Raw genomic sequence first — 16562 nt, forward strand, 5'->3', positions numbered from 1 at the left:
ATGATAGTATATTAATAGTATTTAAATACAAGAATAACTATTCAATAACCAGTAGATCTCTTGCAATCTTGGTAGATACTTCCTCTCCAGCTAAAGCTTTCAGCATTTCAAGTCCGAATGCAATTGCATAATGAGCAGATCTTGCCGTTATGATTTTTCCATCCTCAGATACGGAGACTCCCTGTTTGCTGAAGTTCTTACCGCATTCACAGCCTGGATAGCAGGAGGCTGTAGTCTTATCATCAATGAGTCCGTGAGAGTAAAGCACAACTCCAGGGGCTGCACAGATAGCTCCGATAAGCTTTCCTTTTGACTTCTGTTTTTTTAGCAGGTCGATAACCTTGTCATTCTGAGCCATGTTTCTGGTACCAGGACCGCCAGGAACAACGATCAGATCATATTCCCCCTCAAGTTCATCTATATTGGTGTCACATACAGCGACTGTTCCATGGGCTAAAGCAACCATTCTTGAGCTCTCATCTGTAACAGCGGCTGTGGTAATTTTTACTCCTCCTCTATGCAGTACATCCAAAGCAGCTGTAACCTCGATATCTTCTGTTCCGTTTGTGTATAAAATTAAAGCTGTTTTCATAATGGTATCCTTACCTGTTTATAGGGATTATTATTTTTCGTACTAATACATTGTGCACCAATACGAAAAATTTTTTTTGTTCTACCTTCAAAATTATCTGAATTGACATTTCATTTTTACAAAGATTCTCTGAAAAATCTCTATTTATCATCTACTCTTAGATAGAGTGTTTGTTTATTTTTCAAAGGTCAGCCTATGTATCTTGGCATACAGAATCTTGTTATGGAGCTTCAGGAGCTGCAGAACGGAAGTGTTTCCTATGTGGCCTGTGCTAACCGTAATATAGCAATAAACGTGGCTTTGTCATGTCTGTATCATAATTCAAGCGTATCCTATCACCGCTACTTTGTTGTCAGTGACGTGGATAGGGAAGAGTTCTTTATTCAGGGCTATGATCTTGATTATCTTCTTAGAATTGATGCTGAAGTCTTTGTAAATAAGAACAGAAACAACCTGTTAAAAACTCTGGTCAATGATTTTAAATTCATGAAGATGACCAGGGAGAACTCTTTTATCATTGTTCTTTTTGATGAGATTTCCCTTCTGCCTTATGAAGGAAAGGAACTTGATAAGCTTTTATCCAAGTTCTCTATCTTTGCCTCCAGATTCAATACCGCAATGCTGTTTATAAGTTTCGGTGAACATCCGGATATGCTTATTAAAAAGATAGCCAAGAAAAGTCATTACATCTCCGGTCTTGCGGTTCTAGGCTATGACGGACCTGAACTGAAGCTTGATACCAAGATGTGGAGAAACAATGAAGGTGTTTTCTCCCATGGCGAATCCTTATTAAAGCTAGGTCCAAAGGGCTATGAGTTTAAGATTGACAACAACAGTGTAGATAATGCCATCGACAATTCAATCTGCTATACCCATGTGGATGCGTTGGAAATAGACAAATCTCTGTTCAATTCAATTCATTTTTACAATTCTAATGATGATCTGTTTGAGGATGCTTCAAAAAAGGCTATTGCCGCAACCCTGATCTTCTGTTTGTCATCCAAAGAGCAGGTGGATTTTCTTGGAAAACATATTTATGAGCTCAGATCCCGACGCGGAAATTTCCTAAAGATTATCATTATTGAGAAGGTTCCTAAGGTTGAATCCTGCGTAAGAGCATTCTTCCTTGAGTGCGGTACGAATTTTATCTTTGAGTCAACTTCAAACAGTGACTATATAAATGCCATGCTGCCTTCACTCAAATCTATGTCTCTCACCAGATCTCTCAATCCATCCTTTGAGAATATAGTGGAGTCCTATCATCTTGTAGCTAAGGAAGAGAACGGCTTTTTATATCCTGATGTCTTTGTGAATAAGATTTACTCGATAGTAAGTATGCATATCAATGACGAGAATATTAAGGCTTGTCTTCTGATCCTCTCGCCAAAGGATGAGATTTCAATTGATGAGTGTATTCTAAGATTCTCTCCAAAGCATGGCGGAGACTACTGCACAGCGATTAACAATGAACTATATGTCTTTGTACCTCATTACGTTGAGAACTCCTTCCCTGAAATCTTTGGACAGGTATTAGGCAGTACCTCAATCGATCTCTTTAAGGCAAACAGGATTATTTCCAAGAAGAATCTGATCTTGGATGAGCTGATTGATATCAAGAACAATGATCGCATCTCTCGCTCTGATGAAGAGTTTGCCGATAAGATTGTAAAAGAACACAGTCTGTATAAACTCAGTTAGGAGGAAGTATGGAATCGATTGTTATTGAAAAGGAAGTCCTGCTGGTTATTATCGTCTGTGCTGTAATGTTTGTGCCTTTAGGCTTCTATGTTCGCGACAATTTCTACCGTATGAAGCTTTTCTTCAGAATCGCTCCTAATCTTCGTTCAAATCTGAAATCCAAGGGGAGTTTCAGGGATTATCTTAATAGCGGAAAAAACTAAAAAAGCCTAGAATGGCTTATATATCAAATCCTGCCTATGTTTGTGTTCTTTTGAGCATAAATTCTGAAATTATTTTTCTTTTTAAGTGTTGACAGTATAGTGATCTGCCTCTATAATGACACACGTTTTCACGACAGGGTGAAAACAAAATATGAGGCGTTCCTCCTTAGTTCAGTCGGTAGAACGGCGGACTGTTAATCCGTATGTCGCAGGTTCGAGTCCCGCAGGAGGAGCCAATCAAAAAAAATAAATGCTAGGTATTCCTCCTTAGTTCAGTCGGTAGAACGGCGGACTGTTAATCCGTATGTCGCAGGTTCGAGTCCCGCAGGAGGAGCCACGCACAGAGCAACCTTAGGTTGCTTTTTTTATTTCTGCACCAGATAAAATTTCTCTTCGTTTCCATTTCTCATAAATTTCTTTTAGTGATAGCATTAGTTTCATTGTATTAGTCAGCTGATGGCTGTTCTGCCATTCTAAATAATCTTACCGGTTTGTATTTTATGGATTTCAAGCTACATTCAGAGTTTAAGCCAACTGGTGATCAGCCTCAGGCAATTGAGGCAATTCGTAAGGGCTTTGAGCGTGGAGATAAGTTTCAGACTCTCTTAGGTGTTACAGGTTCAGGTAAAACCTTTACCATGGCAAATATTATTGCCTCCATGAACCGTCCGACCATGATCCTGTCTCACAACAAGACTCTTGCGGCTCAGCTGTACGGAGAGATGAAGGAATTCTTCCCTGAGAATGCTGTTGAGTATTTCGTTTCCTACTACGACTACTACCAGCCTGAAGCCTATGTAGCAGCTTCTGATACCTATATCGAAAAGGACGCTCAGGTAAATGATCATATCGATCAGATGAGACTTTCGGCTACCAAGGCTCTTATGGAACGAAAGGATGTAATTGTAGTCTGCTCTGTATCTGCAATTTATGGTCTGGGTGAGCCTGAAACTTACCTTAAAATGATGCTTCATGTTTCAAGAGGTGAGTTTATCTCTCAGGAACAGATTACCAGAAGATTATCCGATCTGCAGTACACCAGAAACGATCTGGGCTTTGCTCGTTCTACTTTCAGAGTAAGAGGGGATGTTATCGATATTTACCCATCTGATTCAGATGGCTACGCAGTAAGAATCGAACTCTTTGATGAAGAGGTTGAGTCCATCAAAACCTTTGATCCTCTTACCGGAGAGATTAAGCAGGTATTGCCAAGAGTTACCATTTTTCCAAAGACTCATTATGTAACTCCAAAAAATATTCTTGACCATGCGGTTGAGCAGATTAAGGAAGAGTTAAAAGACAGATGTCAGTTTTTCCTTGATAACGGCAAGCTGCTTGAAGAGCAGAGAATTCGTGAGCGTACCACTTATGATATTGAGATGATCAATGAGCTTGGTTACTGCTCAGGTATTGAGAACTACTCTAGATATCTGACCGGAAGAAAGGAAGGGGAACCTCCTCCATGTCTTTTTGACTATCTGCCTCAGGATGGACTTCTGATTATTGATGAGTCACATGTAACCGTTCCTCAGATTGGAGCTATGTATAAAGGTGATTTTTCAAGAAAGGAAAGCTTAGTGAATTTCGGCTTCCGTCTGCCTTCAGCCTTTGATAACAGACCGCTGAAATTTGATGAGTTCAGAAAACTCCAGCCAAAGACTCTATATGTATCAGCAACCCCTGCTGAGATGGAGCTTAAGGAGTCCTCTCAGGTGGTTGAACAGATCATCAGACCTACAGGACTTTTAGATCCGATTATTGAGGTTAGACCTGTTGCCTCTCAGGTTGATGATGTCATGAGTGAGATCCGTGAGCGTGCAAGAAAGAATGAGCGCGTTCTCGTCACCACTCTGACAAAGAAGATGGCCGAGGAGCTTACAGGGTATCTTTCAGAGCATGATATCCGTGTAAGATATCTGCACTCGGATATTGATACCGTGGAGCGAATGGAAATCATCCGTGATTTAAGACTTGGTGAATTTGACGCGCTGGTTGGTATTAACCTTCTGCGTGAAGGTCTGGATATGCCGGAAGTATCTTTGGTTGCAATTTTAGATGCTGATAAGGAAGGCTTCCTGCGATCAACCCGTTCTCTGATTCAGACTGTGGGCCGTGCTGCAAGAAATGTTAACGGTAAAGCAATCTTCTACGCAGATAAAATCACCCCTTCTATGCAGGAAACCATTGATGTAACTCAGAGAAGACGTGAGATTCAGGAAAAATACAATCACGACCACGGTATTGTTCCTAAGCAGATTGAAAAGAAGATTCTGGATATCATGGAAGTTGCTATCAGTGATACCAGCTCCTTTAAGGTTCCTGAGGAAGAGCGCAAGAGACCTATGTCCAGAAAGGAATGGGAGAAGAAGAATTCTGTTCACAGAATGACTGCCAAGGAAATAACCTCAAGAATCAAGGTTCTGACTGATAAGATGGTCGAGCTTGCAAGAGAACTTAAGTTTGAGGAAGCGGCAACTCTGCGTGATGAAATTGCAGATCTGAAACAGGCTCTGATTCTGATGCCTGGACTTGAGGAAAAGGATTAAGAGGAAAGGACTGAAACACTCTTTTCTCGAGTGTTTCAGCTGTCCGAATTACTGGTTTTTCTGATAGGTTCTGGTCAGAACATCCAGCATAAACTCTAGAACATTTTTGAGATCTTCTTCATCAAGCTCTGCATCGGTATCAACTCTAGAGACCTCAGAGATGGTTGCAAGATCAGCCAGAAGATCTTTATCCTTGATTTTCTCCATGGTTCCATCGGCAGCATTGATGCTCAGACCTAAGGACAGTCCGTAAGATAAATCTGCTAAAACCTGAAGTCTGGTTTTCTTATCAACATCAGCACCAGGCATTGCAAATAAATCCTCATCTGCATTTTCAAGCTTTGACTCAGAATCCATTGCCAGGTTTGTCATAGCTGCAACCACTGCACCTGGCAGAGGCTCTCCGTCATTTAAAAGATTTGAAAAAATGGAGTTGAATACTCTATTGCCAGGTGTGATTCCCTTGGCCATTGCTCCTAACATTAGGGCGTACCACTGAAAGTGATTGTCATTGATACCTGCTTCAGTCAAATCAGACTTAATCTTTGTATATAAATCTTTATCTGCCATAATCTTTCTCAACTTAATATAAAAGTCACCGAGAAATCTGTCTTTTCTCAATGACTTCTGACAATTTCATCTAGAACATAGATTCCTGTATAAAAAACTGCACCTGCTCCGACATAAAGGTAGTAGGCGATACCTTTGCTCTCATCAGTCTCTTTGCTTTTGGAGTCTAAGTTTTGCTCTGTATCCGCTGTTTCAACTTCTGCTGGTTTTAATAGCTCTGCTCTGACAGGATCATCCTGTTTTTTTTGTGAAGAGGCACAGCCTGTAATAAAGTACAGACACAGAACTAACGTAGTGATTGTTTTTGTCATCTGCAGTAACTTTTTTTCATAAATACCCTAAATCTGAATACCAAAAATGGCTTTTTTATCTGTTTTATTAAACAAAATAGAGTTAAGAAACAGAATGTAATGTTATTTTTTTTTATAAATTCAAATTTTTTAAAAAATTATATTATAATTAGTCAAAATTTTTTAGCACCAATGTGGGAAAAATCCTCAGTTCGGTGTATCGCTTTTTCAAAAATGGAATTTAAAAATGCATCCAATGCTTAACATTGCAGTTCGTGCTGCACGTGCTGCTGGTAACTTAATTGCACGCAATATTGGCCAGCAAGATACTTTTGAAGTTGCAACAAAGAATAAAGATGATTTGGTTACAAGCATTGATAAACAGTGTGAAAAAGTAATTGTTGACACTTTATTAAAGGCTTTCCGTGACCATGGCATTATTGCTGAAGAAGGTGGTGTTCAGGGTAACCCTGATTCAGAATACCAGTGGATTATTGATCCAATCGACGGAACCACAAACTTCGTGCAGGGTATTGGTCACTGCGCAGTTTCAATTGCATTAAGACACAATGGCAAGACTGAAATTGGTGTTGTATTTGATCCAATGTTAAATGAGATGTTCACTGCAGCTCGTGGAAGTGGAGCATTTTTAAATGGCCGCAGAATCCGTGTTGGTTCACGTGATTCTTTAGACGGTGCTATTATTGGTACCGCTTTCCCAACAAGATACCGTGACAGAATGCACGCTTATCTTGAACTATTCTCCCGTTTAATTTCAAACTGTGCTGATGTTCGCCGTATGGGCGCAGCAAGCTTAGATCTGTGCTACGTAGCCTGTGGTCGTTTTGACGGCTACCTAGAGCAGGGCTTAAAGGCTTGGGATTTTTCAGCAGGTGATCTGATTCTGCGTGAGGCTGGCGGTATTGTTACCGACTTTATGGGCGAGCCTAACTACGTTAAGAGCGGAAACGTTGTATCAGGTAATCCTAAGGTTCTAAGAGCACTTCTTCAGGTTTGTGACGTTCAGAACCTACCTGCAATTCTAAAATAATTCCTACAAAATTGCGCCTAACTAGGCGCAATTTTACAATTTTCATAAAAAAACAGGCAGCTATTTCTGAACTTGTTTGGAATTATGATCTTTCTGCAACTGGTCCTACGGTAGCTCGTTTATTCCCAAACAGATCTTTTAGCTGAGCTAAGAATACTTCTGCAGTTGCAAGAGAGTCTACCAGAGCATTATGTGCTTCATAGGCAGGAAAGCCTCGTTTCTCTCGTATGGATACCAGCCTTACATCAGGATTAGGTTCACTTCGTCTCAGATTCTTCTCAATTGACATGGTGTCAAAGACAATAAATGGCAGGGGATCTTTTTCCTCAAGGCCTAAGGTCTTTTTAATGAAATTCATCTCAATGTATTTGCAGTGAACAAGTACGATGCCTCCTGAGATTTTTTCTAGAAGCTCTACTACGGCCACAACAGGATCTTTTCCGTCAATCAGCTGTTCAGGGGTGATCTGATTGATAACTGCAGAATCCTTTTTGATGTATTTTGAGTTATTTACGAAATAGTGGAATGAGGTATTAAAGTCAATGGAGTTTCTAACCAGACCGATTCCTCCAATGGATAGAATGTAATTATCCTTAGGATCAACTCCGGTAGTTTCAAAGTCGATGGAGGTGAATTTGCATTCATCAATAAAGCTATCTGAAGCAGGAAGCTCTCTCTCGTAAAAAGGTCTTATTTCATCTGTACATCTTGATGATGACAGGAATTTCTTACACTGTTTACGGTGTTTCTCGATCCTGTCAAATAGCTTTAATATTTCCATTATAGAACTCCGCGTCCTCCTGAGAATCTGAAGAGAGCGCCCTTCTGATGCTTAGCAATAATCTGGAATGCATCTCTTAGATGGTTTCTTTCAAACTGGCTTAAATCGTTTGGAACAATGTTGTTGGAGAGTTTCTCTCCGTTCTTCATGGCTTTAAGCTGGTGGTTGAATCTTACACTGTTGAGGAAGGTATATGCCTCTGAAAGCTCCTTGTATTCCTCTTCCTTTAAAAGTTCTGCCTTAACTGCAGCCTTTAAGCGCTCATAAGTGTCAGTTGTGTCTGACTGAGCACGGATACCGTATAGACGGGCCATTTCAATAATCAGGTTGATAGCCTGTTTCTTGATGTTAAGGTATGGTTTGTTGTCTCCATCTTTAGTCAGCACAAACTGTCTGAAGGTGCCAACAGGAGGGGAAACTGCAGCTGAGATATTCATCAGTGTTGCCATAAAGCGGCTGTTGTTCTTCGCGGTTTCAATCAGATGCATGCGCAGCTGCTTTACTAAAAGAGTGTGACCGTACAGGCATCTCATATCTAAGAATACTGAGCTAGAGAGAATTGCATCCTGGTCGGTATCAGAAATCCATTTGGTGTAATAGGATTTCCATGTATCCAGACTTGCCAGCCAGCGAGGATTTGATGCCATGAAGTTACCATCGCAAAGAGGATAGCCGCACTTATCAAGATTCTCGGTTACAAACTTGGCAAGCTTAACGAAGTATTCACGCTGTTCGTCGTTGAGTTCGGTCTTGGTAATAATGCAGTTGTCCTGATCGGATAGGAACTGAACCTCTGAACGAGCCTGAGAGCCTGCAGCCACGAAAGCGTAATCCACAGGTGCACGACCTAACTGTTCCTCTGCAATTCTGACAAAGGCCTGTGCAAAGTTATCTGCAATATGACTCATAACCTTCTGAATGGTATGAGGCTTAACGTTGGTGGTAACCAGAGTTTCAAAGATTTCCTTCTTCTGCTTGGATAGTGCAATAATCTTTTCAACATCTTTAGCTGTCTGCAGCTCCTGACACAGGTAAACTGTCTGCAGCTGAGAATTCTGAAGAAGACTGGTGGTTGAAACTGTTCCGAAGATCTTGTTGTTCTTCATGACCGGAATATTCTTGATGTCATACATCACCATCATTTCAAGGGCATCATAAACTGACTGGCTTGATTCGATAGTCATGAGGTTTCTGGTCATGATTTCATTGATAGGGGAATTGATATCCATGCTCTTGGCTACAGCTTTAAGAGTGATATCAGATTTGGTAACAACGCCTTTTAGCTCGTCATTCTCGATTACCACTGCCATGTCGGTGTTGTGTTCACCAAGTTTGATGGCAGTTTCTACAATAGTGGTTGATGGTGTAACGATGGCAAGATCGTGGTTACATACAGAGTCAATAGACTTAAAGGTGGAGGACTGTTTTTCCTCTTCAGAGATTTCGTCGGCATAATTATGAGAGGAGGACAGACGAACCCATTCTTTGGAGTCGAAATAATCTCCAACAGCCTTGTTCTTCTCAATCAGATAGTGAAGAACTCCTCTTGGAAGAAGGTAGAGCAGGGTATTCTCAAGGAAGACTGCCTTGTAGTCACTCTTTCCTTCCTTATCCATCTGAGTGAAGCCGAAGGTATCACCTACACTGAATCTGCCGCGAAGTGAGCCGTCATTCTTATATCTGGTTTCCACAACACCGGCTCTAACCATGAACAGGCCGGCACCTGCCAGAGTTTCATCCTCCAGAACATCACCAGGTGAATGGTAGGTGATCTGAATCTTGGTTGCTGTTGCATCTTTCTCAAGTTCACTTAACTGAGAGAAAGGGTATGTTTTGGAGATAAACTCGTATATGTTTGGTAATAAAGACTTATCCATGGCAACCCCTCGTTAAACTATGAGTTAAGTCTAGTGCAAAATAAAATATTATTCTTAAACAGGCTTCTTGTTTCAAAGAAAATCATTTGATTTGTTAATAAAAATATGAAAAAAATACTAACACAAAAAAAGCCGGTAATTTTACTTACCGGCTTTATTCTGTATTCTATATTAAACGTTAATTCTCAATGAAAGGATCTGTCTCACGCTGAGTATCAATAATCTTGGTAGCAGCGCTTGAGGTCTTGCCGTTTAAACCACCCGCTCTTGGTGAAGTTTCAACTGCATTACCCTTGTCAAAATCTCTTCCTGAAGGAACGTTTGAGTAATCAACAGGCTCAACTGTTGGTTCTGAAATTCCTTCAATGCCGTTTAACTCTGCATCACGAAGTCCGCCAACCTTGATTGAATATTCAATGTGCAGATCCTCGTTAGTGTTACGGCCTGATGGAATATTTGAGAAATCAACAGCGAAATCATTGCCCTGATCCATCTTTTCTTCAGTATATTCTCTCTTTGGAACCTTGTAAGGCTTTACTTCCTTAATCTTAGATTCACTAGCCTTTGGCTTTGGAGGAGTACTGATTCTTCTTGGCTTTGGAGCAGGAGTCTGCTCAGATGAACGCTGTTCATTGCGCTCTTCCTTGGCAGCTGATTCCTTTGGCTGACGACGTGAACGTGGCTCTTTTGCTGGAGCTTCTTCCGCAGCAGCGTTGCGAGCCTTACGCTGTCTTTGCTGTTTTGGCTGACGCTGTGGAGCCTCGGTTGACTCCTGTCGTGTCTGCTTCTCAGCCTTTTCAGCCTTCTCAGTACGCTCTGTCTTCTCAGCGCGTTCTGCTTTTTCCTGTTTTGCCTGTGAAGAACGGGAGTTCTGTTTTCCAGAATTTCTCTGTCCGCGCTTGTTCTGGGATTCTGAACGCTGCTTTGGACCTCTCTTCTGAGAACCCTTGTTGTTCTTCTTGGATGCTGGCTCTTCTTCCTTCTTCTGTACTCCGAATAAAGAACCGAAGAATGACTTGATTGAACCTATGATAGAACCTGGCTCATCCTGTACCTTGTTACGGCTGTTCTTAGCATCCTTCTTCTGTGCTGAAATCTTAGGTGCAGTCATAGTAGAAGAAATGATATCGCCGTTGATAGCAGGAGTATCATTGGTAGCATTGCTGATACCAACATTCTGTACAACCTTCTGCAGCAGAGGATTCTCAAGAATATTCTCAGCCTTCTGACGGTTGTCTTTATCAAGCTCACGAAGAACTTCTAAGCTGTGAATGTTGCTTTCCTTGCTGGTTGGAGTCTGGATGCAGCGGTTTACCTGATATTCCTGAGGCATATAGGTTTTTTCAGGAATGATGGTGATTCTGGTCTGAGTTCTTTCCTCAATTGCAGCCAGAGCAGCTCTCTTCTCATTTAAGATGAATGTTGCTACTTCAACTGAAGCAATTGCGAATACGTCACCTGCATTCTCCTTGTGAGACTCTTCCTCAATCAGTCTTAGAATTGACAGAGCTAGAGACTGAGTATCTCGGCAGGTACCCTGACCGTTACACATAGGACATACATGAGAGCTGCTTTCCTCTAAAGATGGACGCAGTCTCTGACGTGACATTTCTAATAGACCGAAACGTGACAGTCTGCTGAACTGAATACGGGCCCTGTCCTGACGAACGGCATCTCTCATTCTGTTTTCGATTTCACGCTGATTCTTCAGAGGAGTCATATCAATGAAGTCGATAACAACAAGACCGCCAACGTCGCGTAATCTTAACTGTCTTGCAATTTCTTCTGCAGCTTCGATGTTGGTCTGAAGAGCTGTCTCTTCAATATCGCCGCCGCGGGTTGCCTTTGCAGAGTTAACATCTATTGAGGTTAGAGCTTCGGTAGGATCGATAACAATAGCACCGCCGGATGGAAGTCTAACTTCTCTCTGGTATGCTGTATCGATCTGGCTTTCGATCTGGAACTTGCTGAACAGAGGAATATCGCCGTTGTACAGATGTACCTTTGATGCAAACTCTGGTCTTACAAGCTCGATGTAGTGAAGGATCTGCTTGTAGGCATCCTCACTGTCAACTAAGATCTCGCCGATATCTGGTCTTAGGTAATCACGGATTGCTCTTAAAGCAATGTTGGATTCCTGGTGAATCAGAAATGGTGCAGGACGGGTTGATGCAGCCTGTTTAATCATGCTCCATAACTTGGTTAGAATGGATAAATCCCACTCTAATTCCTCTGCACTCTTACCAACACCTGCAGTACGAACGATAACGCCCATACCCTCTGGTACGGTAAGTCCCTTTAAAGCAGCCTTAAGCTCGGTTCTGTCTTCACCTTCGATACGACGGGAGATACCACCTGCACGAGGATTGTTTGGCATCAGAACTAAATAGCTGCCAGCCAGTGAAATGAACGTGGTAAGAGCTGCACCCTTCAGACCGCGTTCTTCTTTTTCAATCTGAACGATAACCTCAGTACCTTCTTTTAGAGCAGAACGGACTGAAGCGTGGTCATTGAAATTAGTGCCAGCAGGGTAATACTCGCGTGCAATTTCTTTTAATGGAAGAAAGCCGTGGCGGTCAACACCATAATCGACAAAAGCTGCTTCTAAGCTAGGCTCGATTCGAGTAATGGTTCCCTTATAGATATTCGCTTTCTTGTTGGCGTGCTGTGGAGATTCAATGTCTAGATCATACAGCTTCTGACCATCGACTAAAGCAACACGGATTTCTTCAAGCTGTGTTGCGTTAATAAGCATTCTCTTCACGAGAAATCATCCTAATTTATGGTTTTCAAAAATGCAAAACCCTACCAGGCTCTGTTATAAGCAACCTTTCGGCAGAGCCAATGCATTGAAAACAAGTTTTTCTTACACCTTTAAATGACGCGCCAATACTTTCTGAAAAGTGGGGTCGATTTATCGGCAACCTTAATCGTCAGTCTTTATCCTTCATGCATTCGTGCAGAAAGACGCAAGGCATCCCTTGCAGACGTCTGATTAGTTATAAGGCGAGTTGAAATCATGAACAATGCGATTATCGCACTTCGCCGCCGATATTATGCCACAAAAGCTGTCTGTATACTTATCTTGCGGTGCAAAATTATCGTTTTTTTTGAAGTGTATCATGACAGCTTGATTTTTGAATACTTATTGCTTGTTTTATAAGCCTTTTTATTTTGTTTAAAACTCTTTATTTCATCGTTTATTTTTTTTGAAGATGAAAAATCTGAGCATAATTATTTTTATAAAAAAACTGTAGCTTTTTTTTCCGTATTGGTTTGAAATCCATTAGAAATGAAAATTGAAAGTGTCGTTTTTCAGCCTGTTTTTTCCTTAAATGAGATCTCTGTCTGTTGACACGATTTTTCTGTCCTTGATTTTCAAGGAAAAATTAAAATCAATTTAGCAGGGTTTTAATGTACAATGTGTGCAAGTTTTTTAATAGGATTTTTATGTCAGATAAGCATGTTGTATCACACGGTGTAAGTTATAACACCGCTAATGAGGATGACGAAGGTCAGAGACTGGACAATTATCTTGCAAGAGTTTTAAAAGGGGTACCTAGAAGTATGCTTTATAGAATTCTTAGAAGAGGCGAGGTCCGTGTCAACAAGGGAAGAGTATCACCTTCATATAAGCTTAAGGCTGGTGATGTAATCCGTATTCCTCCTGTAACCGTTACAGAAGGTCCTGTTACCATTCCATCTTCAAATCTTCATTTAGTTCAGGATCTGAAAGACAGAATCCTCTTTGAGAATGAGGATCTGCTTGTGGTGAATAAACCTGCAGGTCTTGCAGCTCATGGCGGCAGTGGAATTGAATTTGGTCTGATTGAATCTTTAAGAGCCCTAAAGCCAGAGCAGCGATTTTTAGAGCTTGCACATAGACTGGATAAGGAAACTTCAGGTTGTCTTATTGTTGCCAAGAGAAGATCTGCACTTAGAAATCTTCATGAACAGTTCCGTCAGCGAATTGTAAAGAAACGTTATCTGACCTTAGTCCCTGGAAAATGGGATAGACGTGTTCATCTTGTAGATGCTCCACTGGTCAGAAATGAACTTAGATCTGGTGAAAGAATGGTTGAGGTAAGCTTTAAAAACGGAGCTCCTTCTTCAACCGGCTATGATGTAGTTGAGTTTTTAAATGGCGCCACTCTGATGGCAGCTATGCCTCATACCGGAAGAACTCATCAGATTCGTGTACATTCTGCCTATGTAAAACATCCTGTAGGTGGTGATGAAAAGTATGGTGACAAGGACTTCAATGCTTTCTTAAAATCCATTGGTCTTAAGAGAATGTTCCTTCACGCATTTAAGATCACCTTTTTAAACCCTGCTGATGGAAAGATGCTTAAGGTCGAAGCCCCTTTACCTCCTGAACTAGAGCAGGCCGTAGAGATCCTAAGAAAAAAGACTGATGTGTAAGAATTATGCAGACAGATAACAAATACTCTTATATAGATGGAAGAAGAGATCTTGTTTTTGATTCCTCTTTTCCTGAATTTAAAGACTCTATTAAGGCTGTAGTTTTCGACCTGGATGGAACATTAACCGATAGTATTACTCAGATTATTGACTGTACTCATAAGTCATTTTCTCTTCTGAGTTTGCCTCTTCCTGATGAAAGAGAAATAATGAGTACCATTGGTCTTGAACTAAGTGAAGGTATCAGACAGCTGCTTCCGGAAGAGAAAAAGCCCGAATACAAGAAAATCACCTCTTTCTATAGAGATGTTTACCTGCAGTCTCCAGAACTTCAGATTGATACCCTTTTTGACGGAGTTGAGTCTCTGATGAAAAAAATCAGAGATAAAGGTCTGAAGATTGGTTATGCGTCGGGACGTTCTACTGCTGGTATTAAAAAGACACTGGATGCCACAATTCTAGGTGACTACTGTGATGCTATCTGTGGTGGTTCTGAGATCCCAAAACCAAATCCTGAGATGATGAATCTGATGGCTAAAAGACTTGATGTTCCTTCAGAGAGTATTTTAGGTGTAGGCGATTCATCTTTAGATATCAAGATGTTTATTGATGCCAATAACCGTTCTCTTGGTGTTCAGACAGGTGTATGGAGTGGAGATGCGTTATTTTCACTAAAGCCTGATATGATTCTTCCATGTGTTTCTGATATGGAAAAGTATATAGACCTCATCTGATAAAAAAATACTCACTTAACAGTGAGTATTCTTCATAATTTTCCTGTTTTCTAATTGTCACACATAATATCGTTTACAGCTCCATGGCCTGCAATGAACAGAGGTGATTCATTGGTATGTCTGTCTGGAAGTGAAAGAATATTTACTGTGCACTTGTCGGTTACAGACTCCAGCTTCTTCTTATCATAGTAAAGACTGTCTATAACATTGAAATCCAGAATAACTGCACCGGTCGCTGCGGTATAGTAGAGGTTTCCTCTAAAGTCTTTTGATACGACATCAACAGGAACACCTTCTAAAACCAGAGGCATCTGAGCAAGCTCTGATGCCAGAGAGTTTACAGTCCTGTTGTCTGCAATTTTAGAGAGCTGCTTGAAGTTTAAATAGATTCCGACATAGCTGGAGTTCTTGGCTTTGTCGTTCAGATTGACGGTAACAGAAGAGGAACCGTCATAGTTTTCAGTGGTGATGATGCCAACAGTTGGTTCCTTGATGGTTCCGTTCATGGCTGCACTGCCATTTGGGTAGACAACTGCTGTTGCCTGAAATTTCTTTCTGGAGCTTAAATCCTTGGCGATGATCTGTTTTAAAGATACACCGTAAACCTCACCTTTACCAAGAATAACCTGATAAACACCGTAATGTTTGGTTTCAAATCTTGATTCAATTGTATAGGCATTAGCCATACCAATGGTGTAGAAGGCACATACACACATTGTAATGAAAGATTTTATAGTCATGCGGCCACCTTAAAATCAGACAATTCCTTTTTCTAGTGTATACTGTTAACTCAAAAATAATCAGAATTTGTATCAAATTTTCATAAATTTTAGGTAGATATCATGGCGGATTTGGCCTTTAACGAAATAGTTAATTTTGAAAAACTTGTATCCAACGGTGCTGAATACAAAACTACAATTGATCCTTCATATTTACCAAGATTAGCTGAGGCCTGCAGCAGTATTCTTCAGCCGGTAGAGGTTGAGTTCAGGTTCTACGAGGATCTTCAGGGGCTTAGAACTATAGAAGGTACATTTAGCGCCAAGGTTCGTTTTGTATGTCAGAGATGCCAGAAAGAGTTTGACAAGGTTATTTCTGGCAGCTTCCAGTCAACCTGTGATGAGGAGAAAGCCAGAAGTCTCAAGCTTGATGAGAAGCTTGATATTGTTGAGCTGAATGAGGATGGAACCTTTAACCTTCTATCCTTCCTTGAGGACTGTATCCTTCTTGAGATTCCTTATATTACTTCACACGATGAGGATGATCCTGACTGTGTTAGTTCTGATGATAGCTGGTCTTTTGGTGAACTAGCCGAAGAAGCTCAGAAGAATCCCTTTTCTGCTCTTGCCGAGTTGAAGGATAAATTCAAAAAATAGTTTTTCACTTTATTAATTAAAGAGTTAGTGGTATTAGCAAGAGTAAAATAATGTTATTAAGTTTTTTGCTTGAAAATAATTATTTATCCAAGTATAATACCGCGATTAGTGCCACAGATGGTGGTTAAAGTTAGTTAAAAATCAGAGAAAGCGGGGCATTCAAGTTCTCCGCAAATTAAGTAAATTTTAGGAGACAATAAAAATGGCTGTTCAGCAGAACCATAAGTCCCGTTCACGTCGTGACATGCGTCGTTCACACGATGCTTTATCAGCAATGCGTTTATCAATTGATAAGACTTCTGAGGAAGTTCATATTCGTCACAATATCACCAAGGGTGGTTACTACCGTGGTGAGAAGTTAAACTTAACTCCTGCTAAGGCTTAAGTCATAACTTTATTTTGTCGATAAGATTCTTATCAAG

Annotated in this window: 15 protein-coding genes and 2 tRNA genes; 10 read left to right on the forward strand and 7 right to left on the reverse strand. The window is 40.8% G+C overall.

Annotation, left to right across the window (positions count from 1 at the left end):
• Positions 1–37: 37 nt before the first annotated feature.
• On the reverse strand, positions 38–592 hold the full coding sequence (locus tag BM308_RS05820; RefSeq protein WP_074943645.1) for a DJ-1 family glyoxalase III: 555 nt from the start codon (positions 590–592) through the stop codon (positions 38–40).
• Positions 593–787: 195 nt separating this feature from the next.
• On the opposite strand from BM308_RS05820, the gene BM308_RS05825 reads away from it, so the two are divergent.
• The 5 genes from BM308_RS05825 to uvrB all read left to right on the forward strand — a co-directional run bounded on the left by BM308_RS05825 (position 788) and on the right by uvrB (position 5039).
• Positions 788–2290 carry a BcsE family c-di-GMP-binding protein gene (locus BM308_RS05825; RefSeq protein WP_074943647.1) on the forward strand — a complete coding sequence of 501 codons (1503 nt, stop codon included), beginning with the start codon at positions 788–790 and terminating at the stop codon, positions 2288–2290.
• A gap of 8 nt (positions 2291–2298) precedes the next feature.
• On the forward strand, positions 2299–2493 hold the full coding sequence (locus BM308_RS05830; protein WP_074943649.1) for a hypothetical protein: 195 nt from the start codon (positions 2299–2301) through the stop codon (positions 2491–2493).
• A gap of 160 nt (positions 2494–2653) precedes the next feature.
• A tRNA-Asn gene (locus BM308_RS05835) sits at positions 2654–2729 on the forward strand.
• Between the two features lie 25 nt (positions 2730–2754).
• Positions 2755–2830, forward strand: a tRNA-Asn gene (locus BM308_RS05840).
• A gap of 163 nt (positions 2831–2993) precedes the next feature.
• A complete protein-coding gene (gene uvrB, locus BM308_RS05845; protein ID WP_074943651.1) occupies positions 2994–5039 on the forward strand; it encodes an excinuclease ABC subunit UvrB in 2046 nt (681 codons plus the stop codon).
• A 48-nt stretch (positions 5040–5087) separates the two neighbouring features.
• Here uvrB and BM308_RS05850 read toward each other — a convergent pair whose 3' ends face one another.
• Both BM308_RS05850 and BM308_RS05855 read right to left on the reverse strand, forming a co-directional pair.
• Complete coding sequence (locus BM308_RS05850; protein ID WP_143098575.1) at positions 5088–5609, reverse strand: hypothetical protein; 522 nt, start codon at positions 5607–5609, stop codon at positions 5088–5090.
• A 47-nt stretch (positions 5610–5656) separates the two neighbouring features.
• Complete coding sequence (locus BM308_RS05855; RefSeq protein ID WP_074943655.1) at positions 5657–5920, reverse strand: hypothetical protein; 264 nt, start codon at positions 5918–5920, stop codon at positions 5657–5659.
• Positions 5921–6146: 226 nt separating this feature from the next.
• Here BM308_RS05855 and BM308_RS05860 point away from each other — a divergent pair, with 226 nt between their 5' ends.
• Positions 6147–6950, forward strand: a complete 804-nt coding sequence (locus tag BM308_RS05860; protein WP_074840577.1) for an inositol monophosphatase family protein — start codon at positions 6147–6149, stop codon at positions 6948–6950.
• An 82-nt stretch (positions 6951–7032) separates the two neighbouring features.
• On the opposite strand, the gene BM308_RS05865 is transcribed toward BM308_RS05860, so the two are convergent.
• The 3 genes from BM308_RS05865 to rne all read right to left on the reverse strand — a co-directional run bounded on the left by BM308_RS05865 (position 7033) and on the right by rne (position 12372).
• Entirely contained in the window at positions 7033–7731 is a 699-nt protein-coding gene (locus BM308_RS05865) for an exonuclease domain-containing protein (RefSeq protein ID WP_074943657.1), read from the reverse strand.
• Positions 7731–9608 (reverse strand): DUF294 nucleotidyltransferase-like domain-containing protein, encoded by a 1878-nt coding sequence (locus BM308_RS05870; protein WP_074943659.1) that lies wholly within the window; start codon positions 9606–9608, stop codon positions 7731–7733. The genes BM308_RS05865 and BM308_RS05870 overlap by 1 nt, the downstream gene beginning before the upstream one ends.
• Positions 9609–9786: 178 nt before the next feature.
• Complete coding sequence (gene rne / locus BM308_RS05875; RefSeq protein WP_074943661.1) at positions 9787–12372, reverse strand: ribonuclease E; 2586 nt, start codon at positions 12370–12372, stop codon at positions 9787–9789.
• 686 nt (positions 12373–13058) lie between these two features.
• On the opposite strand from rne, the gene rluC reads away from it, so the two are divergent.
• Both rluC and BM308_RS05885 read left to right on the forward strand, forming a co-directional pair.
• On the forward strand, positions 13059–14030 hold the full coding sequence (gene rluC / locus BM308_RS05880) for a 23S rRNA pseudouridine(955/2504/2580) synthase RluC (RefSeq protein ID WP_074943663.1): 972 nt from the start codon (positions 13059–13061) through the stop codon (positions 14028–14030).
• A gap of 5 nt (positions 14031–14035) precedes the next feature.
• Positions 14036–14764 (forward strand): HAD family hydrolase, encoded by a 729-nt coding sequence (locus tag BM308_RS05885; protein WP_074943665.1) that lies wholly within the window; start codon positions 14036–14038, stop codon positions 14762–14764.
• A gap of 50 nt (positions 14765–14814) precedes the next feature.
• Here BM308_RS05885 and BM308_RS05890 read toward each other — a convergent pair whose 3' ends face one another.
• Positions 14815–15504: a hypothetical protein gene (locus tag BM308_RS05890; RefSeq protein ID WP_074943667.1), complete on the reverse strand. Its 690-nt coding sequence runs from the start codon at positions 15502–15504 to the stop codon at positions 14815–14817.
• Between the two features lie 102 nt (positions 15505–15606).
• Between BM308_RS05890 and BM308_RS05895 the strand changes: the two genes are divergently transcribed.
• Complete coding sequence (locus BM308_RS05895) at positions 15607–16140, forward strand: YceD family protein (protein ID WP_074943669.1); 534 nt, start codon at positions 15607–15609, stop codon at positions 16138–16140.
• Positions 16141–16342: 202 nt separating this feature from the next.
• Positions 16343–16525, forward strand: a complete 183-nt coding sequence (gene rpmF / locus BM308_RS05900) for a 50S ribosomal protein L32 (protein WP_074840515.1) — start codon at positions 16343–16345, stop codon at positions 16523–16525.
• Positions 16526–16562 lie beyond the last annotated feature (37 nt).

Source organism: Succinivibrio dextrinosolvens (assembly GCF_900116345.1).
Classification (GTDB): domain Bacteria; phylum Pseudomonadota; class Gammaproteobacteria; order Enterobacterales; family Succinivibrionaceae; genus Succinivibrio; species Succinivibrio dextrinosolvens_B.